Source organism: Paracoccus aminovorans (assembly GCF_900005615.1).
Lineage (GTDB): Bacteria > Pseudomonadota > Alphaproteobacteria > Rhodobacterales > Rhodobacteraceae > Paracoccus > Paracoccus aminovorans.
This window is the reverse complement of record NZ_LN832559.1, coordinates 706,977-731,297: the sequence shown is the minus strand read 5'-3', so window position 1 is coordinate 731,297 and position 24,321 is coordinate 706,977. Positions and strand designations below refer to the sequence as shown.

25 protein-coding genes, 1 tRNA gene and 1 pseudogene are annotated in these 24,321 nt (G+C 68.9%); 11 read left to right on the top strand and 16 right to left on the bottom strand.

What is annotated here, in order from left to right:
• Window positions 1-57 precede the first annotated feature (57 nt).
• The 6 genes from JCM7685_RS03685 to JCM7685_RS03655 form a co-directional block, all read right to left on the bottom strand.
• Window positions 58-492, bottom strand: a complete 435-nt coding sequence (locus JCM7685_RS03685; protein ID WP_074969342.1) for a hypothetical protein — start codon at window positions 490-492, stop codon at window positions 58-60.
• 59 nt (window positions 493-551) lie between these two features.
• Window positions 552-1,070 carry a sarcosine oxidase subunit gamma gene (locus tag JCM7685_RS03680; protein ID WP_074969344.1) on the bottom strand — a complete coding sequence of 173 codons (519 nt, stop codon included), beginning with the start codon at window positions 1,068-1,070 and terminating at the stop codon, window positions 552-554.
• Window positions 1,063-3,996: a sarcosine oxidase subunit alpha family protein gene (locus JCM7685_RS03675; RefSeq protein WP_074969346.1), complete on the bottom strand. Its 2,934-nt coding sequence runs from the start codon at window positions 3,994-3,996 to the stop codon at window positions 1,063-1,065. Before JCM7685_RS03675 ends, JCM7685_RS03680 begins: the two co-directional genes overlap by 8 nt.
• Window positions 3,993-4,358, bottom strand: a complete 366-nt coding sequence (locus JCM7685_RS03670; RefSeq protein WP_074969348.1) for a sarcosine oxidase subunit delta — start codon at window positions 4,356-4,358, stop codon at window positions 3,993-3,995. The genes JCM7685_RS03675 and JCM7685_RS03670 overlap by 4 nt, the downstream gene beginning before the upstream one ends.
• Before the next feature lie 328 nt (window positions 4,359-4,686).
• Window positions 4,687-4,944, bottom strand: a complete 258-nt coding sequence (locus tag JCM7685_RS03660; RefSeq protein WP_074969352.1) for a hypothetical protein — start codon at window positions 4,942-4,944, stop codon at window positions 4,687-4,689.
• Between the two features lie 154 nt (window positions 4,945-5,098).
• Complete coding sequence (locus tag JCM7685_RS03655) at window positions 5,099-6,370, bottom strand: sarcosine oxidase subunit beta family protein (protein ID WP_074969353.1); 1,272 nt, start codon at window positions 6,368-6,370, stop codon at window positions 5,099-5,101.
• A gap of 205 nt (window positions 6,371-6,575) precedes the next feature.
• Here JCM7685_RS03655 and ccmI point away from each other — a divergent pair, with 205 nt between their 5' ends.
• The 3 genes from ccmI to JCM7685_RS03640 are packed head-to-tail and all read left to right on the top strand — an operon-like array spanning window position 6,576 to window position 8,478.
• Window positions 6,576-7,814, top strand: coding sequence for a c-type cytochrome biogenesis protein CcmI (ccmI, locus tag JCM7685_RS03650; RefSeq protein ID WP_074969355.1), 1,239 nt, complete (start codon window positions 6,576-6,578; stop codon window positions 7,812-7,814).
• Entirely contained in the window at window positions 7,811-8,281 is a 471-nt protein-coding gene (gene ruvX / locus JCM7685_RS03645; RefSeq protein ID WP_074969357.1) for a Holliday junction resolvase RuvX, read from the top strand. Before ccmI ends, ruvX begins: the two co-directional genes overlap by 4 nt.
• Window positions 8,278-8,478, top strand: a complete 201-nt coding sequence (locus JCM7685_RS03640) for a DUF1289 domain-containing protein (protein WP_074969359.1) — start codon at window positions 8,278-8,280, stop codon at window positions 8,476-8,478. The genes ruvX and JCM7685_RS03640 overlap by 4 nt, the downstream gene beginning before the upstream one ends.
• Here the strand turns inward: JCM7685_RS03640 and JCM7685_RS03635 are convergent.
• From JCM7685_RS03635 to JCM7685_RS03620, 4 genes are all read right to left on the bottom strand, one after another.
• The gene (locus JCM7685_RS03635) at window positions 8,462-10,624 is read right to left on the bottom strand and encodes an esterase-like activity of phytase family protein (RefSeq protein ID WP_074969361.1); all 2,163 of its coding nucleotides are present in this window, start codon (window positions 10,622-10,624) and stop codon (window positions 8,462-8,464) included. The genes JCM7685_RS03640 and JCM7685_RS03635 overlap by 17 nt on opposite strands.
• 83 nt (window positions 10,625-10,707) lie before the next feature.
• Entirely contained in the window at window positions 10,708-11,058 is a 351-nt protein-coding gene (locus JCM7685_RS03630) for a hypothetical protein (protein ID WP_074969363.1), read from the bottom strand.
• Window positions 11,055-11,993 (bottom strand): DnaJ C-terminal domain-containing protein, encoded by a 939-nt coding sequence (locus JCM7685_RS03625; protein ID WP_074969364.1) that lies wholly within the window; start codon window positions 11,991-11,993, stop codon window positions 11,055-11,057. The genes JCM7685_RS03630 and JCM7685_RS03625 overlap by 4 nt, the downstream gene beginning before the upstream one ends.
• An 18-nt stretch (window positions 11,994-12,011) precedes the next feature.
• Window positions 12,012-13,205: an ROK family transcriptional regulator gene (locus tag JCM7685_RS03620; protein WP_074969366.1), complete on the bottom strand. Its 1,194-nt coding sequence runs from the start codon at window positions 13,203-13,205 to the stop codon at window positions 12,012-12,014.
• A 118-nt stretch (window positions 13,206-13,323) separates the two neighbouring features.
• Here JCM7685_RS03620 and JCM7685_RS03615 point away from each other — a divergent pair, with 118 nt between their 5' ends.
• The 4 genes from JCM7685_RS03615 to JCM7685_RS03600 all read left to right on the top strand — a co-directional run bounded on the left by JCM7685_RS03615 (window position 13,324) and on the right by JCM7685_RS03600 (window position 16,933).
• Window positions 13,324-14,346 (top strand): sugar ABC transporter substrate-binding protein, encoded by a 1,023-nt coding sequence (locus JCM7685_RS03615; protein WP_074969368.1) that lies wholly within the window; start codon window positions 13,324-13,326, stop codon window positions 14,344-14,346.
• Between the two features lie 93 nt (window positions 14,347-14,439).
• The gene (locus JCM7685_RS03610; RefSeq protein ID WP_074969369.1) at window positions 14,440-15,513 is read left to right on the top strand and encodes an ABC transporter permease; all 1,074 of its coding nucleotides are present in this window, start codon (window positions 14,440-14,442) and stop codon (window positions 15,511-15,513) included.
• Window positions 15,510-16,292: an ATP-binding cassette domain-containing protein gene (locus tag JCM7685_RS03605; protein ID WP_197701065.1), complete on the top strand. Its 783-nt coding sequence runs from the start codon at window positions 15,510-15,512 to the stop codon at window positions 16,290-16,292. The genes JCM7685_RS03610 and JCM7685_RS03605 overlap by 4 nt, the downstream gene beginning before the upstream one ends.
• 50 nt (window positions 16,293-16,342) lie before the next feature.
• Window positions 16,343-16,933, top strand: coding sequence for a nucleoside/nucleotide kinase family protein (locus JCM7685_RS03600; RefSeq protein ID WP_074969372.1), 591 nt, complete (start codon window positions 16,343-16,345; stop codon window positions 16,931-16,933).
• Window positions 16,934-17,086: 153 nt separating this feature from the next.
• On the opposite strand, the gene mog is transcribed toward JCM7685_RS03600, so the two are convergent.
• The 3 genes from mog to JCM7685_RS03585 all read right to left on the bottom strand — a co-directional run bounded on the left by mog (window position 17,087) and on the right by JCM7685_RS03585 (window position 19,477).
• On the bottom strand, window positions 17,087-17,626 hold the full coding sequence (mog, locus tag JCM7685_RS03595; protein WP_074969374.1) for a molybdopterin adenylyltransferase: 540 nt from the start codon (window positions 17,624-17,626) through the stop codon (window positions 17,087-17,089).
• A 41-nt stretch (window positions 17,627-17,667) separates the two neighbouring features.
• Window positions 17,668-18,147 carry a VOC family protein gene (locus tag JCM7685_RS03590; protein WP_074969376.1) on the bottom strand — a complete coding sequence of 160 codons (480 nt, stop codon included), beginning with the start codon at window positions 18,145-18,147 and terminating at the stop codon, window positions 17,668-17,670.
• 103 nt (window positions 18,148-18,250) lie between these two features.
• On the bottom strand, window positions 18,251-19,477 hold the full coding sequence (locus JCM7685_RS03585) for an argininosuccinate synthase (RefSeq protein WP_074969378.1): 1,227 nt from the start codon (window positions 19,475-19,477) through the stop codon (window positions 18,251-18,253).
• A 102-nt stretch (window positions 19,478-19,579) separates the two neighbouring features.
• On the opposite strand from JCM7685_RS03585, the gene JCM7685_RS03580 reads away from it, so the two are divergent.
• From JCM7685_RS03580 to ilvA, 3 genes are read left to right on the top strand one after another with little or no spacing between them, the layout of a single operon-like run.
• Window positions 19,580-20,119 carry a hypothetical protein gene (locus JCM7685_RS03580; protein ID WP_074969380.1) on the top strand — a complete coding sequence of 180 codons (540 nt, stop codon included), beginning with the start codon at window positions 19,580-19,582 and terminating at the stop codon, window positions 20,117-20,119.
• Window positions 20,119-20,343, top strand: a complete 225-nt coding sequence (locus JCM7685_RS03575; RefSeq protein ID WP_074969382.1) for a hypothetical protein — start codon at window positions 20,119-20,121, stop codon at window positions 20,341-20,343. Before JCM7685_RS03580 ends, JCM7685_RS03575 begins: the two co-directional genes overlap by 1 nt.
• Window positions 20,344-20,387: 44 nt before the next feature.
• Entirely contained in the window at window positions 20,388-21,629 is a 1,242-nt protein-coding gene (gene ilvA, locus JCM7685_RS03570) for a threonine ammonia-lyase IlvA (RefSeq protein ID WP_074969384.1), read from the top strand.
• A 21-nt stretch (window positions 21,630-21,650) separates the two neighbouring features.
• Here the strand turns inward: ilvA and JCM7685_RS03565 are convergent, their stop codons facing one another.
• Window positions 21,651-22,001 (bottom strand): Hpt domain-containing protein, encoded by a 351-nt coding sequence (locus tag JCM7685_RS03565; protein WP_074969386.1) that lies wholly within the window; start codon window positions 21,999-22,001, stop codon window positions 21,651-21,653.
• Window positions 22,002-22,119: 118 nt separating this feature from the next.
• Here JCM7685_RS03565 and JCM7685_RS03560 point away from each other — a divergent pair, with 118 nt between their 5' ends.
• Window positions 22,120-23,394: a PP2C family protein-serine/threonine phosphatase gene (locus tag JCM7685_RS03560; protein ID WP_074969388.1), complete on the top strand. Its 1,275-nt coding sequence runs from the start codon at window positions 22,120-22,122 to the stop codon at window positions 23,392-23,394.
• Window positions 23,395-23,408: 14 nt separating this feature from the next.
• Here JCM7685_RS03560 and JCM7685_RS03555 read toward each other — a convergent pair.
• Together JCM7685_RS03555 and JCM7685_RS03550 are read right to left on the bottom strand one after the other, a co-directional pair.
• Window positions 23,409-23,840 (bottom strand): annotated as a pseudogene (locus JCM7685_RS03555) (NUDIX domain-containing protein); the annotation flags it as partial.
• A gap of 193 nt (window positions 23,841-24,033) precedes the next feature.
• Window positions 24,034-24,118, bottom strand: a tRNA-Leu gene (locus JCM7685_RS03550).
• Window positions 24,119-24,321 lie beyond the last annotated feature (203 nt).

The following is a 24,321-nucleotide window of genomic DNA, read 5'->3' as shown; positions in this document are numbered from 1 at the left end:
GACGGGGAAAAGCCCTGTCGGCCGCTAAACGCCTTCGGGGCGGCGCGGGTTCCGGCCCTAGCCGCCGCCGGGCGAGCCGCAGACGCCGCTGCCGGTCATCACATTGTCATAGCCGAGCGCCGTCGCCGCGACCTGTGCGCTGCCGTCGCGTTTCGAGACCGTGAGGCGATAATCCAGCCGCTCGGTGCGCTGGCCGGACCGGTTCCGGACCCCGGCCAGCGCCCAGCCATAGCTGCGCGCGCGGGCGTCGTCGGCGGTCACCTGCGCCGGGATCGGCCGGCCCAACAGGTCCTTGAGAATGGGGTCGAAAACCTCGATCCGGCCCTCGTGGGGGCCGGATGTCTGCCGCGTCAGCATGATGAACTCGGGCACCCAGCCGGTGCCGCTTTCGTCGGTGATCCGGCACATCATCACCACCGGCTCTTGCGCCGCCGCAGGCATCGGGGTCAGGGCGAACAGGCAAAGCGCCGTCGCGCGGATTATGGGACGCATGGAATCAACCCCCGTGTTCATGGGTCATCCATACGCCCCGCCCGCGCGGCGGCAAGGGCTTAGCGCGGTTCCAGGTCCGTGCCGGGCGACGCGGCGCCGGTCAGGATGCCGCGCAGGTAGTCCCCGACCGAGCGGAAGCCGACCAGAACATAGCCGCCGGGCTCGCGCCAGATGCCGCAGGCGACCTGGGCGGCGCGGGTGCGGCGCAGCCCGTTCTCGGGCATGGCGGACAGGTCGGCCGGGCAGAGCTTGGTCAGCACCTGCAGCGCCTTCGCGCCCTGGATGCGGAAGACCGCGCGCATGTCGCTGACGTCCAGCGCCAGCGCATGCTCGGTCGAGAGCGCGTCCTGCAGGGCGGCGAGCGCCGCGGCCGTTTCGGCCTTGGGCAGCACCAGCAACAGCTCGTCGGGCGACATCCAGCCCAGCACGCGGCTGCCGTCCGTGGTGGTGCAGCCCTGCGCCGGGACCGCGAGGCCCGCGGCGCCGGCAATGGCATCGCCCGCCCGCGACAGGTCGGCGCGGATCTGGATCATGCCCCAGTCCTGCACCTGAGAGATCTTCGCCAGTGCCTCAGCCATTCGCCCGGCTCCCTTCCTTGTCATAGAAGACCGGATCGACGATCCGCGCCTTGTAGCTTTCCTGACCCGCGACCGGGAATTCCAGCACCTCGCCCATGCGGTCCGGGCCGTTCAGCACCAGCGCCATGGCGATGGGCTTGTTCAGCGTCGGCGACATGTAGGTCGAGGTCACCCGGCCCTGCGTGTTGCGCTGGCCGTTGGCATTGGTGCCCTCGGCCACGGCATAGACGCCGTCGGGCAGCACGCGGCCGTCCACGCTGTCCAGGCCCACCAGCTTCCAGCGCCGGGGGTCGGTCATGTGGCTGCGTTCCTGCGCCCGCTTGCCGATGTAGTCGGCCTTCTTCTTCGAGATCGCCCAGTTCAGGCCCAGGTCCTGCGGGATCACCGTGCCGTCGGTCTCGTCCCCGATCATGATGAAGCCCTTTTCGGCGCGCATGACGTGCATGGCCTCGGTGCCGTAGGGGGTCACGTTCAGGTCGCGGCCGGCCTCATGCAGCTTTTCCCACAGCTCGAGGCCGCGGTTCGCGGGCACGGCCACCTCGAAGGACAACTCGCCCGAGAAGCTGATGCGATAGACGCGCGCCGGGATGCCGGCGATGTCGCCCTCGATCCAGCCCATGAAGGGCAGCGCCTCGGCCGAAAGATCGATGTTGCCGCCCAGGCGTTCCAGCAGCACGCGCGCCTTGGGGCCGACCACGGCGACCTGCGCCCATTGCTCGGTCACGTTGGCGGTATAGACCTTCCAGTCCCACCATTCGCATTGCAGCCAGTCTTCCATGTGGCCGTGCATGCGGTCGGCGCCGCCGGTGGTGGTATGCACCAGCCAGGTGTCCTCGGACAGGCGCGCGGCGACGCCGTCGTCCACCAGGAAGCCGTTCTCGCTGCAGATCAGGCCATAGCGGCACTTGCCGACCGGCAGGGTGGACATCATGCCGGTGTACATCATGTCCAGGAACTTGCCCGCATCCGGGCCCTTGACGATGATCTTGCCCAGGGTCGAGGCGTCCAGCGTGCCGACCGAGGCACGGACCGCGCGGATCTCGCGCGCCACGGCGTCATGCGGGGTCTCGGCGCCTTGCCGGTAGCAATAGGCGCGGCGCCAATGGCCGACCGGCTCCCAATGGGCGCCATGGGCTTCGTTCCAGGCGTGCATCGGGGTCTTGCGCAGCGGCTGGAAGATCTCGCCCCGCGCTTCGCCGGCGATGGTGCCCAGCGTCAGCGGCGTATAGGGCGGACGGAAGGTCGTGGTGCCCGTCTGCGGGATCGGCTGGTTCAGGGCCTTGGACAGGATGGCCAGGCCATTGATGTTGCTGACCTTGCCCTGGTCGGTCGCCATGCCCAGCGTGGTGTAGCGCTTGGTGTGCTCGACGCTGTGATAGCCCTCTTGCGCGGCCAGTTCGACATCCGAGACCTTCACGTCGTTCTGGAAGTCGAGCCACATCTTGAACTTCATCTTGCGCGTGGCGTTGGTCGGCATGACCCAGACCGGCAGGATCGCGCCCTCTTCGGCCGCACCGGTCGCCTCGGCGACGTGCAGGTCGCCGGCGGCGGCGCCGATGCAGGTCGCCATGGCCTTGCCGTCGGCGCCGGTCGGCGGACGGTTCGGGTCGGGGGCGAACATCGCGCGGTCGTCGTGCCAGGTCAGCTTGCCGCCGCAATGGCTCCACAGGTGGACCACCGGCGACCAGCCGCCCGACATGGCGACGCAATCGGCATCGATCACCTCGGTCACGTTGCCCGAGCCGGAATGGGCGCAGACCTTGACGCCTTCGACGGCCTTGCCGCCCTTGACGCCGGCGATGGCGCTGCCGGTCAGCACGCGCACGCCGTGGCCGCGCACCGCCTCGGGCAGCGCGCCGTTGGCCGTGGCGCGGGCGTCGATCACCGCGGCGACCTGCACCCCGGCGGCCAGAGCCACCAGCGCGGTGCGATAGGCGTCGTCATTGTTGGTGACGACGACGATCTTGCGGCCCGGGGACACGCCGTAGAGGTCGATGAAATCGCGCACGGCCGAGGCCAGGATCACGCCGGGGATGTCGTTGCCGGCGAAGCTGAGCGGACGCTCCAGCGCGCCGGTGGCGACGACGACATGGCCGGCCCGGATGCGCCACAGGCGCTGACGCGGGATCGCGGCATTGGATTCGTGGTCGGCCACCGATTCGCGGACCAGCAGATAGCCGTGGTCGTAAAGGCCGGTCGCCATGGTCGAGCGGCGCAGCGTGACGTTGGGCAGCGCGCGCAGTTCGGCCACCAGGGCGTCGATGCGGGCCTGGCCGTCGCTGTGGTCGGTTGGGGTGCGGCCGCCGAATTGCGGGGTCTGCTCGACCACCCAGACCGACTTGCCGCTGCGGGCGGCTTCCAGAGCCGCGGTCAGGCCGGCGATGCCGCCGCCGACCACGACCACGTCCACATGGGCATAGGCTTGTTCATAGCGGTCCGGATCGGCCTCGGTCGGGGCCTTGCCCAGACCGGCCGAGCGGCGGATGATCGGCTCGAACACATGCTTCCAGAACGGGCGCGGATGCATGAAGGTCTTGTAATAGAAGCCCGCCGGGAAGAAGCGGTACATCCAGTTGTTGATCGCGCCGATGTCGGTGTTCAGGCTGGGCCAGGCGTTCTGGCTGGCCGTGACCATGCCGCCGACCAAGGGCGTGGTGGTGGCGCGCTGGTTCGGCTCGAACCGGCCGCCCTCGCCCAGGCCCAGCAGCGCGTTGGGTTCCTCGGCGCCCGAGGCGACGGGACCGCGCGGGCGGTGATACTTGAAGCTGCGGCCCATCATCAGCTGACCGTTCGCCAGCAGGGCCGAGGCCAGGGTGTCGCCCGCGACACCGCGCATCTGGCGGCCGTCGAAGCGGAAGGGCAGTTGATAGGCGCGGTCGATCAGGCGGCCGCCGCGCGGCAGGCGGAAGGGTCCGGTCTGGGTCATGCTTTCGGGCTTTCGGCGGAGGTGTCAGCGGTGGTGTCAGTCCAGTCGGGCTGCCAGCCGGGACGCGCGGCCTGGACGGCGGCGACGATCTCGGGCGTCGGATGCGGGGTCTGGGCGGTATAGGTGCCGAAGACCTGAAGCGTGGCGGTGTCGCGGGCGGCCATGAACCACTTGCCGCAGCCATAGGCGTGGCGCCAGCGCTCGAAATGCACACCCTTGGGGTTCTTGCGGCCGAAAAGATAGGCCTCGAACTGTTCGTCGGTCGAGCCGGGGCCGAAGCGCTTCAGATGCGCTTCGCCACCCGGAGCGAGCTCGGTCTCCTCGGCGGCGATGCCGCAATAGGGGCAGGTCAGGGTCAGCATCGTTCACTCCTTGGGCGGCAGGGCGCACGCGGTCGCGGGCACCCGGGCCAGGGGCCGGGCGCGCGTGGCGGCGTCGGTAAGCTGATAATGATCGGAAAGGGCTCGGCGCCCATCCGCGGCCTGCCCGGCAAGGGACAGCAGCCGGGCGGCGCGGATCAGGTCGCGATGGGAAAGGCCGGGCCGCAGGCGGGCCGGCGCTTTCCGCAATGCGGGGAAAGCGGCCGGCAGCGCAGGCAGCGGCACACCGCGCGAAGCAGCGCAAGCCGAGGGGCGCACCGCCCCCCGGCCCTCGTTCGTGAGGGCGCGCTCAGGCGCCCGAAGGGTCGCCTCAGTTGGCCGGAGCCGCGGGCTGTGCAGGCTCGGCAGGGACCGGAGCAGCAGGATCGGCCGGAGCGGTTGCCGGCGGCTCGACGGAAACCGCACCGTCATCGGTCGGCGCGGGCTCGCTGCTGACGACAGGCGGCGTCGCGGGTTCGGTCGTTGCTGCCGGCTCGGTGCCCGAGGACATGAACCAGTAGATGACGACCAGCACGACAACGACGACGCCGGCGATGATCCAGATGTTGCTCTTGTTCTGTTCGGCCATGAAGAAAACTCCTTGGTCATGGTGACGTGAAGGAACAATTCACCAAAGCCGCAAGAGTTTCCCATGGGTTGCGCGAAACTTTCCGCCAGACCGAAACTGGCGGAAACCGGCCGGTACCGGCCGGGCGCAGGCATGATCCCGCGCGCATGCTCCATCAGTGCGCCACCCCCGCGGCGACGCTTTCGTCGATGAACCGGCCTTCGACGAAGCGGTTCAGGCCGAAATCCTTGGCCAGGGGGCCCGGCTGGCCCTTGGCGATCACCTCGGCCATGGCCCAGCCCGAGCCGGGGATGGCCTTGAAGCCGCCGGTGCCCCAGCCGCAGTTCACGAAGATGTTGCCGACCGGCGTGGTCGACAGGATCGGCGAGCGGTCGCCGGTCATGTCCACGATCCCGCCCCATTGGCGCAGCATCTTCAGCCGCGACAGCATTGGGAAGGTCTCGACCAGGGCGCGGACGGTTTCCTCGACATGGTTCCAGGAACCGCGCTGGGTGTAGTTGTTGAAGCCGTCGGTTCCGCCGCCGATCACCATCTCGCCCTTGTCGGATTGCGACAGGTAGCCGTGGACGGTGTTGGCCATGATGACGATGTCGCAGCAGGGCTTGATCGGTTCCGACACCAGCGCCTGCAGCGCGATCGATTCGATCGGCAGGCGGAAGCCCGCCATCTCGGCCAGGTGCGACGAGTGCCCGGCCACGACCAGCGCCAGCTTGTCGCATTCGATGCGGCCCTTGCCGGTGTTCACGGCCTTGACCTGGCCATTCGCGGTCTCGATCCCGGTCACTTCGCAGTTCTGGATGATGTCCATGCCCATGGCCGAACAGGCGCGGGCATAGCCCCAGGCCACGGCGTCGTGGCGGGCGGTGCCGCCGCGTTCCTGGTAGAGGCCGCCCAGCACCGGATAATGCGGACCCTCGATGTTGATGATCGGCAGCATTTCCTTGATGCGCTTGGGCGTGACCCATTCGGTGGCGACGCCCTGCAGTTGGTTGGCATAGGCGGTGCGCTTGTAGCCGCGGATCTCGTGCTCGGTCTGGGCCAGCATCAACAGGCCGCGCGGGCTGAACATGATGTTGTAGTTCAGGTCCTGCGACAGGGTCTCGTAAAGCTGCAGCGCCTTGTTGTAGATCGCCGCCGAAGGGTCCTGCAGGTAGTTCGAGCGGATGATGGTGGTATTGCGGCCGGTATTGCCGCCGCCCAGCCAGCCCTTCTCGATGATCGCGACATCGGTGATGCCGAAATTCTTGCCCAGGTAATAGGCGGTGGCAAGGCCGTGGCCGCCGGCACCGACGATGACGACCTGGTATTTCTTCTTCGGCTCGGGACTGGCCCAGGCCCGGGTCCAGCCGGTATGCAATTTCATCGCCTCTCGGGCGATGGCAAAGACCGAATAGCGGCCGGTGCTGGAACTGGCGGATGCGGGCATGGCGAAACCTCTTGCGACTCGACTGGTGCAGACTGTCTTGCGGGGGCTTTTCGGGCAAGCCTGCTTGCGACGGGCCGCCCGTATAATTGCGTCAGGGCGGGGCGCATATCTCCCGGGCGGGGGGGGCTTGCCATTTGTCGCAGGGCTTTGGCTTTCTCATGCCGCGCAAAGCCGCTATCACCGTGGCAGCCACGAAGGGGAAGCCATGTTCTGGATCATCTGCGCCGCGCTGGCCGGGGTGGTGGCCATCGCCATCGCCGCGCCGCTCCTGCGTCGCCGGGCCGAGGCGGGGGAGGAGCCGGCCGCCGCCTACGACCTGCGCGTCTATCGCGATCAGCTGCGCGAGGTGGACCGCGACCTGCAGCGCGGGGTGGTCGACGCCGCCGATGCCGAACGCCTGCGGGTCGAGATCGGCCGCAAGGTGCTGGCCGCCGACCGGGCGCTGCAGGCCGCGGGCGGCAGGCGCCGCGCGCCGGGCGGCTGGGCGGCGCTGGCGGTGCTGGCGGCGCTGCTGGCCGGCGCCTTCCTGCTGTATCCGCGCCTGGGCCAGCCCGACCGCCCCGACGCCCCCATCGCCCAGCGTCTGGCCGATGCGCAGACGCTTTACGACAACCGCCCCAGCCAGGCCGAGGCCGAGGCCAAGGCGCAGAAGGGGCCGCGCCCGGCGCCCGATGCGGATTATGCCGCGCTGATCGAACGGTTGCGCCAGGCGGTGGCCAAGAACCCGAACGATCCGCGCGGACTGGAACTGCTGGCCCAGCACGAGGAACGGCTGGGCAACCTGGTCGCCGCCAAGGAGGCGCAGCGCCGGCTGGTCGCCCTGCGCGGCGACAAGGCCGATGCCGAGGAACTGGCGCGTCTGGCCGGGCTGACCATCGAGGCGGCGGGCGGCCTCATCACCCGCGAGGGCGAGGAGACCATCGCCGCCGCGCTGGCCCGCGACGGGCGCAATCCGCAGGCCCGCTTCCTGCTGGGGCTGCTGCATCTGCAGAACGGCCGCCCCGACCGCGCCTTCCCGCTGTGGGCCGGACTGCTGGCCGAAGGGCCCGAGACCGCGCCCTGGATCGCGCCGATCCGCGGTGCCATCCCCGACATCGCCTGGCTGGCCGGCCGCCCGGACTATACCCCGCCCGAGCCGGCCGCATCCGCCCTGCCCGGCCCCGGCCTGCCCGGTCCCGATGCCGACAGCATGGCCGCGGCCGAAAACATGACGCCGGACGAGCGCCGGCAGATGGTCGAGGGCATGGTCAAGGGCCTGGAAACCAGGCTGGCGACCCAGGGCGGCACGCCCGAGGAATGGGCGCGGCTGATCTCGTCGCTGGTGGTGATCGGGCAAAAGGAACACGCCGCCGCCATCCTGGGCGAGGCGCGGCAGCGGTTCTCGGGCAATGGTCCCGCCTCGGATCTGATCGAGGCGGCGGCGCAAAAGGCGGGGCTGGAATGATCTGCGACGACATCGAGACCTTCGCCGCCGCCCTGCCCCGCGCCGGCGCGCTGGCCGGGCTGGACCTGGGCACCAAGACCATCGGCGTGGCGGTCAGCGACGGGCTGCGCTCGGTCGCCTCGCCCCTGACGGTGATCCGGCGCGAGAAGTTCACCCTGGACGCCCAGGCGCTGCTGAAGATCGCGGCCGAGCGGGCGCTCGTCGGGCTGGTGCTGGGCCTGCCGCGCAATATGGACGGCAGCGAAGGGCCGCGCGCGCAATCGACCCGCGCCTTTGCCCGCAACCTGGAACGGCTGACGCCGCTGCCCATCGGCTTCTGGGACGAGCGGCTGTCCACCGTCGCCGCCGAACGCGCGCTCCTGGAAGGCGACACCTCGCGCAAGCGCCGGGCCGAGGTCATCGACCAGGTCGCGGCCGGCTATATCCTGCAAGGCGCGCTGGACCGGCTGCGGTATCTGGCGCCATGACCGTTTCCACCCCCTGCATCAAGGTCTGCCGCATCGACCCGGAAAGTCGGCTCTGCACCGGCTGCTGGCGCTCGCTGGACGAAATCGCGACCTGGGGCGGCCTGTCCGAGGCGGACCGGCTGGCCGTCATGGCCAGCCTGCCCGCCCGCAAGGCGCGGTTCGCCGCGTCGTCTGGGCCGTCTATCCCGCCAGCTTGACCGACCACAGGAAGGTCTCGCCCGAGGCTTCGTCCACGCCGTCATTGTCGGTGACGATCCAGGCGGTGCCGTCGGGCGCGATCGCCATGCCCTCGACCTTGTCCTGGACATAGCCGTTCCACCGCTTCAGGTCGGGGATCAGGTCGCGCTCGACCCGCTTCTCGACCAGCGGCAGGTCGCCGCCCAGGGGCGCGGGCTTCAGCCCCTCCAGCGCCACCGAGGCGACCTGTTTCAGCTGCGCCGCCTGGCCGATCAGATTGTCGCGCTCGATCAGATAGATGCGGTCGCCGTGGATGGCGAGCTCGGACAGGCCGATCCAGCCCTCGCCCTTGTCCAGCGGATAGCGGGCTGCGGACCAGCGGTCGGTCGCGGGGTCGAAGTTCAGCAGCTTCGCCTGACCCTTGGGATCGTCCTTCCATTCGCGCTGCACCGCCATCCACAGCGTGCCGTCGGCGGCCAGCGCGATGCCTTCGAGCCCGAAGCGGGTCGAGCCGGCGACCAGATCGGCGGGCAGTTCGACCTGGCGCTGGATCGCGCCCTTGCCGTCCACATGCAGGATCCGGTGCGGGATGTCCTTTTCCGGGTCCGGGTTGCCTTCCGAGGCCAGCCAGAAGCCGCCTTCGCCGTCGGCAGCGATGCCTTCCAGGTCGATCTTCCCGGCCGGCTCGCCGTCCTGGATCAGCACGATCTTGTCGGTGAGAACCGCGGGTTGCTGCCCGGTCTGGATGCGATAGATCGCCGGCTGGTCCTTGTAGGCGCTGTCGCTGACCGCGTAGAGCACCGCAGGATCGGCCGGATCGACGGCCAGGCCCGACAGCGCGCCCCAGCCCAGCAGCTTTTCCGAGGCGAGGGTCGGATAGGCCGGCACCCCCTCGGCGCGTTCGTAAAGCATCACATGCGCCCGGGCGCCGCCGTCCTCGCCCAGGTCGGTCTCGTTGGCGCTGGCAAACAGGTTGCGGCCGGGGATCGCGACCAGCCCCTCGGGGCCGATGCCCGAGGGCAGGATCTGCTTCAGCACCGGCGCCGCGGGGGCGGCCACGTCATAGACGCCGATGGCATTGCCGCGTTCCGAGCCGACGAACAGCAACTTCTCGCCGTCGAACTCGGCATATTTCAGCGCCTCGGGCTCGATGCCCTTCTTGCCGGAACGCCCCTCGGGGTAATGACCCATGCGGATGAGCGCATGTTCGAAGGCGGGGCCGGATTCGTGGACCACGGTGCCGTCGCGGTTCCAGATGGTGAAGCCGCGCGAGCCGCCCTGCCAGTCGCCCTCGTTCGCGGTGGCGAAATGGTCGTCGTCGATCCAGGCCACGGCGTCGGGTTCGCGCGGCACCGCCTTCAGGCTGCCGGTAAAGTCCAGCTTGCCGTCCTTGGCGGTGTCCACGCCGTCCAGGTCCACGGTCCCGGCGCTGAAATGGCCGGCGACCGCACCGTCGGCGCCGATGACGACGATGTGGTTGTTTTCCTGCAGCGTGACGACCAGATCGCCCCTGGCGTTGAAGTCGACGAATTCCGGCTCGGGATCCTCGGGGGCGATTGCGGCAAGGCCGGTCAGGTCCACCACCTGCTTGCCGGCGCAGTCGACCTGGCCTTCCCGGACCGGCAGCCGGACGACGAAGCCGGCCGGCATCTGCGGCAGGGCGCCGTCGTTCACCTCTTCGTCGCGCTCGTTCTCGATGGCGACGGCGATCATGTCGCCCCGGGGCGACAGCGCCACCGAATCGGGCTGCCCGCCCAGGTCGCAATCCGCCACAACCTTGCGGCTTTCCAGATCGACCGCGCGCAGCACGCCCGAGGGTTCAGCGTAGCTTTCCGAGGTGTTCACGCCCACGAAGGCGGTCCCGCCCAGGACCACCGTGGTCGTCGGCTCGCCGTCCATGGCAATATTGCCCAGCGGCTTCGGCGCGCGGGGATCGGCGATGTCAATCAGGCCGATCGCGCCCAGCGGGCTGTCGGAATAGATCAGGGTCATACCGTCGGGCGTCGCCGCCATGATCTCGGCCGAGGTGGCGCGCGCCCGGTCCTCGCCCGCGGCCATATTGTCCGGGGTGGCAAAGCTGGCGATGCGGTTGAAGACCGGCGCGGCTAGCGCGGGAGAGGCCGCGGCCAGGGCGATCAGCGAACAGAAGGTCAGGCGGAATGTCATGGCATCCTCGGGGGTTGGGTCCCCCGGGGTTTGGCGCCCTTGCGTGACAGCGCCTTGTCGGAGCGGTGACGTTTCGGTGACGATCAGTCCCGGACGACCACCCGCACCTCGCGGATCGCGGCCTTGAGCCGCACCCGGGTCTCGACCGGCTCGCGCGCCACGGCGTCCAGCATCGCCCGCATGTCGCCGCGCAGCCCGTGCAGCTGATCGACCAGCGACAGCACCAGCGCCAGCGCCTCTTCGTCCAGGTGATAGCCCTCGGCCAGGTCCACGACCAGGCTGAGCCGCGCCAGGTCCAGTTCGCGGAACAGCGGGCCGTGTTCGGACTGCACCGGAACCACGACGCCGGCGCGGATATAGCGGTGCAGTTGCTCGGGCGTCAGGTCCTCGACCCGCGCGAGCGCCTCGACCAGGGTGTAATGGCGCTGGGTCATTTGCCCCTCCTCGGATCATAGGCGTGGCTCTGGCGCCATTCCTCCATGAAGCGCGCCAGTTCGTCGTCGACCTTGGGCGGCATCACGATCTTCAGCGCGACATGCTGGTCGCCGCGCTTGCCGCCGGCGCCCTTGAGACCGCGCCCCTTCAGCCGCAGCTTCCGGCCGGAACTGGCGCCGCGCGGGATGGTCAGCATGACCGGGCCGTCGATGGTCTGCGCCTCGACCTTGCCGCCCAGCACCGCCTGGTCGATGGTGATGGGCAGCGTGGTTTCCACATCGTCGCCGTCGCGCTTCCACTCGGGATCCTCGGCCACGATCAGCGTCAGCAGCGCGTCGCCCGGCTCGCCCTCGCCCATGCCGGGGCCGCCCTTGCCGCGCAGGCGGATGACCTGGCCGTCATGCGCGCCCTCTGGGATCTTCACCTCCAGCACGCTGCCGTCGGGCATGGTGATGCGGGTCGAGCCGCCGCGGGCGGCGGTCATGAAGTCGATCTCCAGCGTGAAGCGCTGGTCGGGGCCGCGCATGTCGAAGCTCCTCGCCCCGCCAGCGCCTGCCCCGCCGCCGCCTGCCCCGCCGCCGCGCCGGGCCTGCGCGCGCTGGCCGAACAGGTCCGAGAACACGTCCGAGAAATCCTCGAACCCGTGGCTCTGGCGATAGGGATTGTCGCCCTGCTCCGCATATTCGCGGTAATAGTGCCGCTGCGCCTGCTCCTGCCCCTGGGAGTCGATCTCGCCCTTGTCGAAGCGGGCGCGCTGCTCGGGGTCCTTGAGCAGATCATAGGCCGAGGACGCGGCCTTGAAGCGCTCATGCGCCGCCGGATCGGGATTCAGGTCCGGGTGGTCGGTCTTGGCGATCTTGCGATAGGCCTTCTTGATCTCGTCCTGAGTGGCATTCCTGTTCAGTCCCAACGCCTTGTATGGATCGTCGGCCATGGCCGCGTCTTCCTTTCCTCACCTGTCCCGCGGGGAACGCATGGGCGCACCCTGGGTTTCATGCCCGTTCCGGCCCGGCCGCGGGACGGCGATGCCGCCGCCCGGCATGAAGCCGGCGCTGAGCGGCAGCGCGGCCGCCCCCAGCGTGCGGGCCCGGCGGCCCAGGGTCCCGGCGCGCACCTCGGGCAAGGTGACGCCGTGGTGGCGCATCCCCGCCAGGGCGCCGGCCGTCGCCTGCACCAGCGCGTCCCGCAGCGCCGCCGGCATGGCGCCGTCGATCACCACCAGCGGCAGGTCCAGAGCCGCGACCGCCCCCAGCGCCGCATGGGACAGCACCCGCGCCGATTCGTCCAGCCATTGCCGGGCGATGTCCGGCGGCAGCCGCCAGCCGGCATCGTCCAGCGGCAGGTCGCGGCCCAGCGCCGTTTCCAGCACCGAAACCGAGGCCACGTCCAGCACCTGCCGCCCGCCCGGCACCGGATAGGAGCCCATCGCCCCCGCGTTGCGCGACGGCCCCAGCCGCAGCCTGCCGTCCAGCACCACGCCGCCGCCGGCGAAATGCGCCAGGTAGAAATACAGGAAATCCTCGGGCAGTTCGCCGCTGCCGAACATCATTTCCGCCCCGCAGGCGCAAGAGCCGTCGTTTTCCAGCCAGACCGGCAGGTCCAGCGCCTGCGCCAGTTCGGCGCGCAGGTCGCGGCCGCGCCAGGGCGCCATCTCGTCGCCCCAGTCCCACAGATAGAACGGGCTGGCGATGCCCATTCCCGACAGCCGCGACCGCTGCGCCGCGGTCAGTTCGGCCAGCATGGCGGCCGCGCCGGCGACGGCGAAATCGCGAATCGCGTCGGGCTCCGGAAAGGCATGCGGCAGCGCCCGCAGCTGCCGGATCGTGCCGGCGAAATCGACCAGCACCAGCTCGGCCACCCGGCGCCCCACCTTGAGGCCCAGAAACAGCGCCCCCTCGGGCGCCAGCCCCAGGGGCAGCACCGGCTGGCCGACCTTGCCGCGCCGGCGCTCGCCTCCCGCGTCCAGCAGGCCGGCGGCGATCAGTTCGCGGGTGATGTTGGTGACCGCTTGCGCCGACAGGCCGGTGGCCTGGGCCAGCGCGGCCCGCGGCATCGGCCCGCCCCTGCGAATCAGCCACAGGATCAGGCGCTCGTTCTGGCTGCGCAGCCCTTGCGGCGTGGCGGCCTCGGGCGTGGGTTTCGACATGGCTCGTTCCTCCCCCTCCTATAAATCAACGAAATTGATTTATTGACAAGCCCCGGATTCTTGGGCAGCCTTTCGTATGAGCCGGCGGGAGGACGCCGCCCACAGGAGGAAAGACACCATGACCAAGACCAAACTGCTGCGCGCGGCGCTTGCGGGATCGGCCCTGACCCTGATCGCGGGCGCGGCAATGGCGGCGGACAGCGCCTGCATCATCACCAAGACCGACACCAATCCCTTCTTCGTGAAGATGAAGGAAGGTGCGACGGCCAAGGCGCAGGAATTGGGCATCACGCTGAAATCCTATGCCGGCAAGATCGACGGTGACCACGAGGGCCAGGTCGCCGCCGTCGAGGCCTGCATCGCCGACGGCGCCAAGGGCATCCTGATCACCGCCTCGGACACCAAGGCCATCGTCGATTCGGTGAAGTCGGCGCGGGATGCGGGCCTGCTGGTGATCGCGCTGGACACGCCGCTCGACCCGGTCGACGCCGCCGACGCCACCTTCGCCACCGACAATTTCAAGGCCGGCGAGCTGATCGGCCAATGGGCCAAGGCGACCCTGGGCGATGCCGCGGCCGAGGCGAAGATCGCGATGCTGGACCTGGGGATCTCGCAGCCCTCGGTGGACGTGCTGCGCGACCAGGGCTTCCTGCAGGGCTTCGGCATCGAGCTGGGCGATCCCGAGAAATGGGGCGACGAGACCGACCCGCGCATCGTCGGCCACGAGGTCACCTCGGGCAACGAGGAAGGCGGGCTGACCGCGATGGAATCGCTGCTGGCCAAGGATCCGGGCATCAACCTGGTCTATACGATCAACGAACCGGCCGCCGCGGGCGCCTATGAGGCGCTGAAGGCCGTGGGCCGCGAAAAGGACGTGCTGATCGTTTCTATCGACGGCGGCTGTCCCGGGGTGCAGAATGTCAAGGACGGGGTGATCGGCGCCACCGCGCAGCAATATCCGCTGGAAATGGCCGCGAAGGGCATCGAGGCCATCGCCGCCTTCGCCAAGGACGGCACCAAGCCGGCGCCGACCGAGGGCAAGGACTTCACCGACACCGGCGTGACGCTGGTGACCGACAAGCCGGTCGAGGGGATCGAATCCATCGACAGCGCCAAGGGCGCCGAGCTTTGCTGGGGCTGATCGGCCGATGAACCGCAGGGCGGGGCGCCTGCCTCGCCCCGATCACAGGCAGCGGCGCCCTGGCTGGCGCCTCGCAAGGGGGGAAGACCGTCCATGTCATCGGATGCAAAGGCGGCCGTCAGCTACGAGGAAGGCCTGAAGGGCGCCTCGGAAAAGGTGGCCGAGTTCCAGGAACACAAGAGCGCGCTGAAACGCCTGCAGCACTGGCTGCACATGACGCCGTCGGCGGTGCCGATGATCGTGCTGGTGGTGGCGCTGATCGTCTTCGGCCTGCTGTCGCCGAATTTCTTCAAGGCGGTGACGCTGTCCACCATCCTGCAGCAGATCGCCATCGTCGGCATCCTGGGCTGCGCGCAGTCGCTGGTGATCCTGACCGCCGGCATCGACCTGTCGGTGGGCGCCATCGCGGTGTTCTCGTCGGTGCTGATGGGGCAGTTCACCTTTCGCTACGGCATCCCGGCGCCGCTGGCCATCGCCGCGGGCCTGGCGCTGGGCACCGCCATGGGCTTTGCCAACGGCTGGCTGGTCGCCAAGGTCAAGCTGCCGCCCTTCATCGTGACGCTGGGCACCTGGCAGATCATCCTGGCGGCGAACTACATCTATTCCGCGAACGAGACCATCCGCTCGTCCGAGATCGCGGCCACGGCCCCCGCCCTGCAATTCTGGGGCAATTCCATCCAGCCGGGCGGGGTCAAGGTGCTTTACGCGGTGTTCCTGATGGTCGCGCTGGTCGCCATCCTGGCCTATGTGCTGCGCCATACCGCCTGGGGCCGCCACGTCTATGCCGTGGGCGACGACCCGGATGCGGCGGAACTGGCGGGGGTGCGGACCAAGCGCATCCTGATCCAGGTCTATGCGCTGGGCGGCCTTTTCTGCGCCATCGCCGGCTGGGTGATGATCGGCCGCTTCGGCTCGGTCTCGCCCTCGGCCTCGACCGGGCAGCTGGGCAATATCCAGTCCATCACCGCGGTGGTGATCGGCGGCATCAGCCTGTTCGGCGGGCGCGGATCCATCGTCGGCATGTTCTTCGGCGCGCTGATCGTCGGCGTGTTCGAGATGGGGCTGAAGATGGTCGGCACCGACCCGCAATGGACCTTCTTCCTGATTGGCATGCTCATCATCCTCGCCGTGGCGGTGGACCAATGGATCAGAAAGGCATCGGCATGACGCAAGAACCGCTTCTGAAGGCACGCGGCCTGGTCAAGCGCTATGGCAAGGTGACGGCGCTGAACAACTGCGACTTCGACCTGATGCCGGGCGAGATCCTGGCGGTGATCGGCGACAACGGCGCCGGGAAATCCTCGCTGATCAAGGCGCTGTCGGGCGCGGTGCAGCCCGACGAGGGCGAGATCACGCTGGACGGCAAGCCGGTGCGCTTCGCCAGCCCCTTGGAGGCGCGCGGCCATGGCATCGAATGCGTCTACCAGACGCTGGCCATGTCCCCCGCCCTGTCGATCGCGGATAACATGTTCATGGGCCGCGAGCTGCGCAAGCCCGGGATCATGGGCAGCGTGTTCCGCCAGCTCGACCGTCCGGCGATGGAGAAATTCGCCCGCGACAAGCTGACCGAACTGGGGCTGATGACGATCCAGAACATCAACCAGGCGGTCGAGACGCTGTCGGGCGGCCAACGCCAGGGCGTCGCCGTGGCGCGTGCCGCCGCCTTCGGCTCCAAGGTGGTGATCCTGGACGAGCCGACGGCGGCGCTGGGTGTCAAGGAAAGCCGCCGGGTGCTGGAGCTGATCCGCGACGTGCGTTCGCGCGGCATCCCGATCATCCTGATCTCGCACAATATGCCGCATGTGTTCGAGGTTGCGGATCGCATCCACATCCACCGCCTCGGGCGGCGGCTCTGCGTGATCAGGCCGCAGGATTATTCCATGTCGGATGCGGTGGCCTTCATGACCGGCGCCAAGGTGCCGGACGAGGTGGCCGAGGCCGCCTGAACGAAACCGGCGGGGGCTTCGGCCCCCGTCGCCTTTCCGGGAAAACGCACATGGACGACATTCTTCGGCGAATCGCCGGGCTGGGGCCCGGGCGGCATGTTGTGGCCATTGCCGGCGCCCCCGGCTCGGGCAAATCCACGCTGGCGGCCGAGCTGGTCGCCGCCGTGCCGGGGGCGGTGCTGGTGCCGATGGACGGGTTCCACCTCGACAACCGGCTGCTGGAATTGGACGGGCTGCGCCCCCGCAAGGGTGCGCCCGAGACGTTCGACGCCGAGGGTTTCGTCGCCCTGATCCGTCGGCTGAAACAGGGCGGCGAGGTCGTCTATCCGGTCTTCGACCGCCAGCGCGACCTTGCCATCGCCGGCGCCGGCCGGGTCGCGGCCCAGACCGGGCTGGTGGTGGTCGAGGGCAATTACCTGCTTCTGGACCGCGCGCCCTGGCGCGGGCTTGCCGGGCTCTGGGACTTGTCGGTCATGCTGGAGGTGCCCGCCGAGGAACTGCGCCGCCGGCTGACCGCGCGTTGGCAGGGTCTGGGGCAATCTCCGGCCGAGGTGCTGGCGCATCTGGAAAACGACCTTGCCAATGCCGAAACCGTGGCCGGCCGCTCTCTGCCCGCCGATATCCGGCTGACGAATGTCTAGCAGACTGCTGAAAAAGCGGCCGCGTCGGGACGGACTGGATCAGAAAACCGGAAACTCACTGCGAATCGGCCGGAAATGACACGGTTTCCAGCCGATCCTTGCCAGACCCGGAACGATTTTTCGTCCCGCGAGGAACAGCTTTTCATCAGCCTGCTAGGCCTTGGGGCGAAAGGCCTTGATCCGCGCCGGGTCGGTGTCGATGAAGCCGGCGCCGATCAGGTCTAGGCAATAGGGCACGGCGGCAAAGACCGCATCGAGGCAGGTGGCGATGGCCGAGGGCTTGCCGGGGATGGTGATCATCAGCGTGGCGCCGCGGATGCCTGCGGTCTGGCGCGACAGGATCGCGGTCGGCACCTCGCGCAGGCTGGCGCGGCGCATCTCCTCGCCGAAGCCGGGCAGTTCCTTTTCGATGACGTCGGCCATGGCCTCGGGCGTCTGGTCGCGCGGCGCCGGGCCGGTGCCGCCGGTGATCAGGATCAGGTCGGTGCCCTGGTCGCACAGCGTGCGCAGGGTCGCGGCCACGCTGTCGCGGCCGTCGGGGACGATGGTCCGGCTGATCTGCATCGGCGTGGTGACGGTGGCGCGCAGCCAGTCTTCGGCGCCCGGGCCGCCCTTGTCCTCGTATTCCCCCCGCGAGGCGCGGTCCGAGACGGTGACGATGGCAATGCGGGCGGGGCGGTTCATCTGGGTCATGGCCGCATCCTGACGCGGCCCGCCCGCAAAGGAAAGCGCCTCTAGCCGCGCCGGGCCGCGTCGATGGCCGCCACGTCGATCTTTTGCATCGTCATCATCGCGTCGAAGGCCCGCTTCGCCTCGTCGCCGCCCGCCGCCATGGCTTCGAGCAGCGTGCGCGGGGTGATCTGCCACGAGATGCCCCAGCGGTCCTTGCACCAGCCGCATTCGCTTTCCCGCCCGCCGTTGCCGGTGATGGCGTTCCAATAGCGGTCGGTCTCCTCCTGGTCCGCGGTCGCGACCTGGAACGAAAACGCCTCGCTGTGCTTGAAGACCGGACCGCCGTTCAACCCGACGCAGGGGATGCCCAGCACGGTGAACTCGACGGTCAGCACGTCGCCGGCCTTGCCCGAGGGATAGTCGCCCGGTGCCGTGCGCACTGCCGTCACCGCGCTGTCGGGAAAGGTCTCGGCATAGAATCGCGCCGCCGCCTCGGCATCCTTGTCGTACCAGAGGCAGATGGTGTTCCTGGGAATCGTCATGGCTTTGCCCTCCCTGATTGGGGGCAACGCGCGGGGCGGGGCGGACGTTCCGGCATGCAAAAGGCCGCGGAGACCGCGGCCTTCGGTCGGTGTCGGGACCGGCTTACTTGACGCGGGCGTTCCGCGCCGCGATCAGCTTCAGCCGCAGCGCGTTCAGGCGGATGAAGCCCGCCGCGTCCTTCTGGTCATAGGCGCCGGCGTCGTCCTCGAAGGTGACGTGCTTTTCGCTGTAGAGCGAATGATCCGACCAGCGCGCCACCGTGCGCACCGAGCCCTTGTAGAGCTTCAGCTTCACGGTGCCGGTCACATGCTCCTGGGTCTTGTCGATCAGCGCCTGCAACGCCTCGCGCTCGGGGCTGAACCAGAAGCCGTTGTAGATCAGCTCGGCATAGCGCGGCATGATCGAGTCCTTCAGGTGGCCCGCGCCGCTGTCCAGCGTGATCTGCTCGATGCCGCGATGGGCCTCCAGCAGGATGGTGCCGCCGGGGGTCTCGTAGACGCCGCGCGACTTCATGCCGACGAAGCGGTTTTCCACGAAGTCCAGCAGGCCGACGCCGTGCTTCGCGCCATATTCGTTGAGGCGGGTCAGGATGGTGGCGGGCGACAGCGCCTCGCCGTTGATCGCGACCGCATCGCCCTGCTCGAAGGTCACTTCGATGAACTCGGGCTCGTTCGGCGCGTCCTCGACGGCGGTGATGCGCTGCGCGACGTAATCGGGCGCCTCGACGGCCGGATCCTCCAGCACGGTGCCCTCGGACGAGGTGTGCAGCAGGTTCGCATCGACGCTGAACGGCGCCTCGCCGCGCTTGTTCTTGGCGATCGGGATCTGGTTCTGCTCGGCGAATTCCAAGAGCCGCGTGCGCGAGGTCAGGTCCCACTCCCGCCAGGGCGCGATCACCTTGATCGAGGGGTCCAGCGCCAGCGCCGACAGCTCGAACCGGACCTGGTCGTTGCCCTTGCCGGTCGCGCCATGGGCCACGGCATCGGCGCCGTGCCGATGCGCGATCTCGACCAGATGCTTGGAAATCAGCGGGCGGGCAATCGAGGTGCCCAGCAGGTAAAGCCCCTCATAGACCGCATTGGCGCGGAACATCGGGAAGACGAAGTCGCGCACGAATTCCTCGCGCACGTCGACGATGTGGATGTTTTCCGGCTTGATGCCCAGCAGTTCCGCCTTGGCGCGCGCCGGTTCCAGTTCCTCGCCCTGGCCCAGGTCGGCGGTGAAGGTAATGACCTCGCAGCCGTACTCGGTCTGCAGCCATTTCAGGATGATCGAGGTGTCGAGCCCGCCCGAATAGGCAAGGACGACTTTCTTCGGCGCGTCGGACATGCGGTTAACCCTTCGTGGAATTTCGGAGGGGAATAGGACGTTTCCCGCCTTGTCACAAGGGGAAGGCCCACCTATCACCCCCGCATTGGACAAGGAAATTCGATGAAGATCCTGCGCATTCCCGCAGCGACCCTGCAGCAGGTGCTGCGCCGTCCCGGCCAGACCCTGCGCATCCTTGGCCTGCCGACGCTGATCGCCATCCTGTCGCTGATCCTGTCCATGGTCCTGACGGCGCAGGCGGGTCTTTCCAGCCCTATGGCGATCGCCGTCCTGCTGGGGCTGACGGGGTTGCAGCAGCTTCTGCTGGCGAGCTGGGCGGCCGTCAACTTCCACCGCCACGTCCTGCTGGGCGAACGCTTCGGCGTCCTGCCGCGGCTGCACCTGCGCGAGACGGCGCGCTATGCGTTGGGATTGCTGCTGATCGTCCTGCTTTGCCTGGCGATCCTGATCCCGTTCATGCTGGTCCTGGTGCAACTGGCGGGCCAGTCGACCCACCCCGGGCGCGTCCTGTTCCTGGCCCGGGTCCTGCCCGCCGCCGTGGTCTATGCGATGGCGCTGCGTCTGGCGGCCCGCTGCCCGGGCTGGCCATCGGCGGCCGCTACGGCGAGGGGTTCGGCCAGCAACAGGGCACGCAGCCCCTGATGATCGCCCTGGCGCTGCTGATCGTGGCGCTGTCCGAACTGGCGGATCTGACCTGGGTGCTGCTGGAACCCGGCCTGCTGTCCTTTCTTGCCGGTATCGACCTGACCCTGGGCAGTTCGGCCCTGCCGGCGCTCTTGCTGCTGGTCCGAGGATTCGCGGCGATCCTCGGCATCAGCCTGCTGACGGCGATCTACGCCAGCCATCGCGACCGCCCGGCGACCTGACCTTCCCTCTTGTCAAGACACGACTTTCGCGCCATTGCCCGCACATGGAAAACTTTGCCGCCTCTGTCCGCCAGGCAGAGGTCGCGCTGCGCGACCTCTTCGAGCCGACCCCGCTTCAGAAGAACGACCATCTCTCGGCCCGCTACGGCGCCGAGATCTGGCTGAAACGCGAAGACCTGACGCCGGTGCGCAGCTACAAGCTGCGCGGCGCCTTCAACGCGATGCGCAAGATCGTGGCCCGGGGCGGCGGCACCCATTTCGTCTGTGCCAGTGCCGGCAACCATGCCCAGGGCATCGCCTTCGCCTGCCGGCATTTCGCCGCGCAGGGCACCATCTTCATGCCGGTGACCACGCCGAAGCAAAAGATCGACAAGACCCGCATCTTCGGCAACGGCGCCGTCGAGATTGTGCTGACCGGCGACTATTTCGACCAGACGCTGGCCGCCGCGCAGGCCTTCGCCCGCGAAAGCGGCGCCACCTTCCTGTCGCCCTTCGACGACCCCGACATCATCGAGGGCCAGGCGACGGTGGGGCTCGAGGTGCTGGACCAGCTCGGCGGCGTCCCCGACATCGTGGTGCTGCCGGTCGGTGGCGGCGGGCTGGCCGCCGGCGTGACCGGCCTGCTGGCCGAGCTGGCCCCGGCCACCCGCGCCGAGTTCGCCGAGCCCGAGGGCGGCACCAGCCTGCGCGAGGCGCTGCTGTCGGGCACCCCCGTCACCCTGCCGGCGGTGGACAATTTCGTCGATGGCGCCGCCGTGGCGCGGATCGGCGACCTGCCCTTCCGCGCGCTCGGCCGCTTCGACGCCACGCAGGTCCACCCCGCGCCCGAGGACCGCATCTGCACCACCATGCTGGACATGCTCAACATCGAGGGCATCGTGCTGGAACCGGCCGGCGCGCTGGCCGTGGACGTGCTGCGCGACATTCCCGACCTGGCGGGCAAGCGGGTCGTCTGCATCTGCTCGGGCGGAAACTTCGACTTCGAGCGCCTGCCCGAGGTCAAGGAGCGCGCCCAGCGCTTCTCGGGCCTCAAGCGCTATTTCATCCTGCGCATGCCGCAGCGCCCCGGTGCGCTGCGCGATTTCCTGCAACTGCTCGGCCCCGAGGACGACATCGCCCGTTTCGAATACCTGAAGAAATCGGCGCGCAACTTCGGTTCGATCCTGATCGGCATCGAGACCACGCGGCCCGAGAACCTCGACAGCCTCTGCAGCCGGCTGGAGGCCGCGGGCATCGGCTATCGCGACATCACCCGCGACCCGGTGCTGGCCGAGTTCCTGATCTGACCCCTGCCACCGGCGGCCGGATCATGCCCGGCGCATGTGCCGGCCGGACTGCGGTTCCACGCCCAGCCCGCGGATCAGCGCCTGCTTCGATTCGGAATAGCTCGACATCAGCTCCTCGAGGCAGACCTCCCTCGGCCGGCCGTCGACGGCCAGCCGCTCGCCCTCGTCGCAGAGATTGCCGAAGCGGGAAAAGCCCAGGTTCCAAGCGCAACCCTTGAGGAAATGCAGGTTGGTTTCCAGGCGCAGCGCGTCCTGCCGCGACAGGCGCATCAGCACGCCCTCGACCTCGTCGAGGAAAAGCTCCAGGATCAGCTGGAACTCGTCGTCGCCGACTTCGTCGCGCAGTTCGTTGATGCGGTCCCAATCCAGCATGGACAACCCTCGGAGGAATCAGGCCGAAGATATAACACGGATTTCATCTAGGACGTGTTAATCGCGAAAATTGTCAGGATTAACGGAGTCTTCAGCGCCGGCGGTTTACACCACCGGCATGATGATCCTCGACAGCCAGGCCGTGAAGTCCATTCCGCACAATTCGCGGCTGGTCCTGCTTGTCGACGACAGCCGGGCGCAACGCCGCACGTTGGCGGTGCAGCTGATCCGCGCCGGCTATCACGTGGTCGAGGCCGCCAGCGGCGAAGAGGCGATGCGGATCTGCCTGGAGCGCCGGCCCGACATCGTGATCTCGGACTGGATGATGCCGGGACAGACCGGGCTGGAATTCTGCCGCCAGTTCAGGGACATGCAGTCCGACCGCTACGGCTATTTCATCCTGCTGACCTCGCGCAACGACAAGAAGGACATCGCCGAAGGGCTGCGCGCGGGGGCGGACGAATTCATGACCAAGCCGGTCTCGGGGGCCGAGCTTCTGGCCCGGCTTTCCGCCAGCGAACGCATCCTGCGGATGGAGGAAAGCCTGCGCACCGCCAATGCCCAGCTGCGCGACACGCTGGACCGGCTGCGCGAGACCCAGGCCGCGATCGACCGCGACCTGCGCGAGGCCCGGCGACTGCAACAGGGGCTGGTGCGCGAAAGGCACGGCCGCTTCGGCGATTTCGACCTGTCGCTGCTGATGCGCCCGGCGGGGCATATCGGCGGCGACCTAGTCGGCTTCTTCCCGATCAACGCCCGTCGGGTCGGCATGTTCGCGCTGGACGTCGCCGGGCATGGCGTCGCGGCGGCGCTGCTCAGCGCCCGGCTGGCGGCGCTGCTGTCGGGGGCGACCGACCAGAACGTGGCGCTGCGAACCACCGACCTAGGCCTCTACGACGCCCGCCCCCCGGCCGAGATCCTGCACCACCTGAACGCACTGATGATCCAGGAACTGCGCACCGATTCCTATTTCACCATGGTCTATGCCGACCTGGACTTCCTGAACGGCCGGCTGCGGCTGGTTCAGGCGGGACATCCCCATCCGGTGCTGCAACGCGCCGACGGCCGGCTGGAGCGGATCGGCGCCGGCGGCCTGCCGGTCGGGGTCTTTGCCCATGCCGAATATGAAGAACTGCAGCTGGTGCTGAACCCGGGTGACCGGCTGTTCATCACCTCGGACGGGCTGACCGAGGCCGAGAACGCCCGCGGCGAGCCGCTGGGCGAGGAAGGGCTGCAGGCGATCCTGCGCACCAATGCCCTGCTGCGCGGCGACGCGCTGCTGGAATCCATCTGCTGGTCGGCGGCAAACTATGCCGGCGGCAAGCGCAACGACGACATCTCGGCGGTGCTGATCGAGCGGCACGGCGAAAGCGGCGGCCTGCCGTGGACCTGACCGCCCCGCCCCAAGCGCAGTGCCGCCTGAGCGAAGGCGCGCGAGCCCGGATCGGGCAACAGGTCGGCCACTTGCGCCAGCGGCACCCAATGCGCGCGGTGGCCCGGTTCGGAGGGCGGACCCAGCCGGGCGACCGGCCGGGCGATCCAGACCGAGCACAGCTTCTCGGCCCAGAAATCATAGTCCGGCATGTAGCAGAAGCGGCGATAGGCACCCAGCCGGCGCGGGGCGGCGATGACCCAGCCGGTCTCTTCGCGCACCTCGCGATGCAGCGCCCGCAGCGGCGACTCGCCGGGGTCGATGCCGCCGCCGGGCAGCTGGAACTCGGGCTCCGGCGCCTGCTGCCAGGTCAGCAGCGCGCAGCCGTCGCGGATCAGCAGCGCATAAGCCCCCGGGCGCAGCCGATAGGAGCGGCGGCCGGGCGACGGCCCGAAACGCGGAATCATGCGGATCCTTCCCTCTCATCTGCGCCGCGCGCGACGCTGCGGGGCCGGCGGCCCATCCGCCTGGCGTGGGCCGGCGGCGTCTTCGCCGGCCGGCATCCTGATGCGGCCGCCCCACTCACGGCAAGCTCCGCCCGCAAGCGTGCCCGGAAAAGCAAAAGCCGTGCAACCCCTAGGGATTGCACGGCTTTTGTCTTGGTGCCCAGGAGAGGACTCGAACCTCCACGCCTTGCGGCACACGGACCTGAACCGTGCGCGTCTACCAATTCCGCCACCTGGGCAGGTCGCGTAGGCCGGGTGATTAAGGCCAGCCGCGGGGGGTGTCAACGGGGCGCGACGAAAATCTTTGCCCACCGCGATTCTTTTTTTCTCCGGCCGCGAAAACGCTTCTCTGGCGGGCTGGGAACGCCTGTCTTCGCCCCCTGTCCTTTCCGGCAGCTTGCCGCGCAAAACCCGGCGGGACTACAACGCCTTGACGACCAGT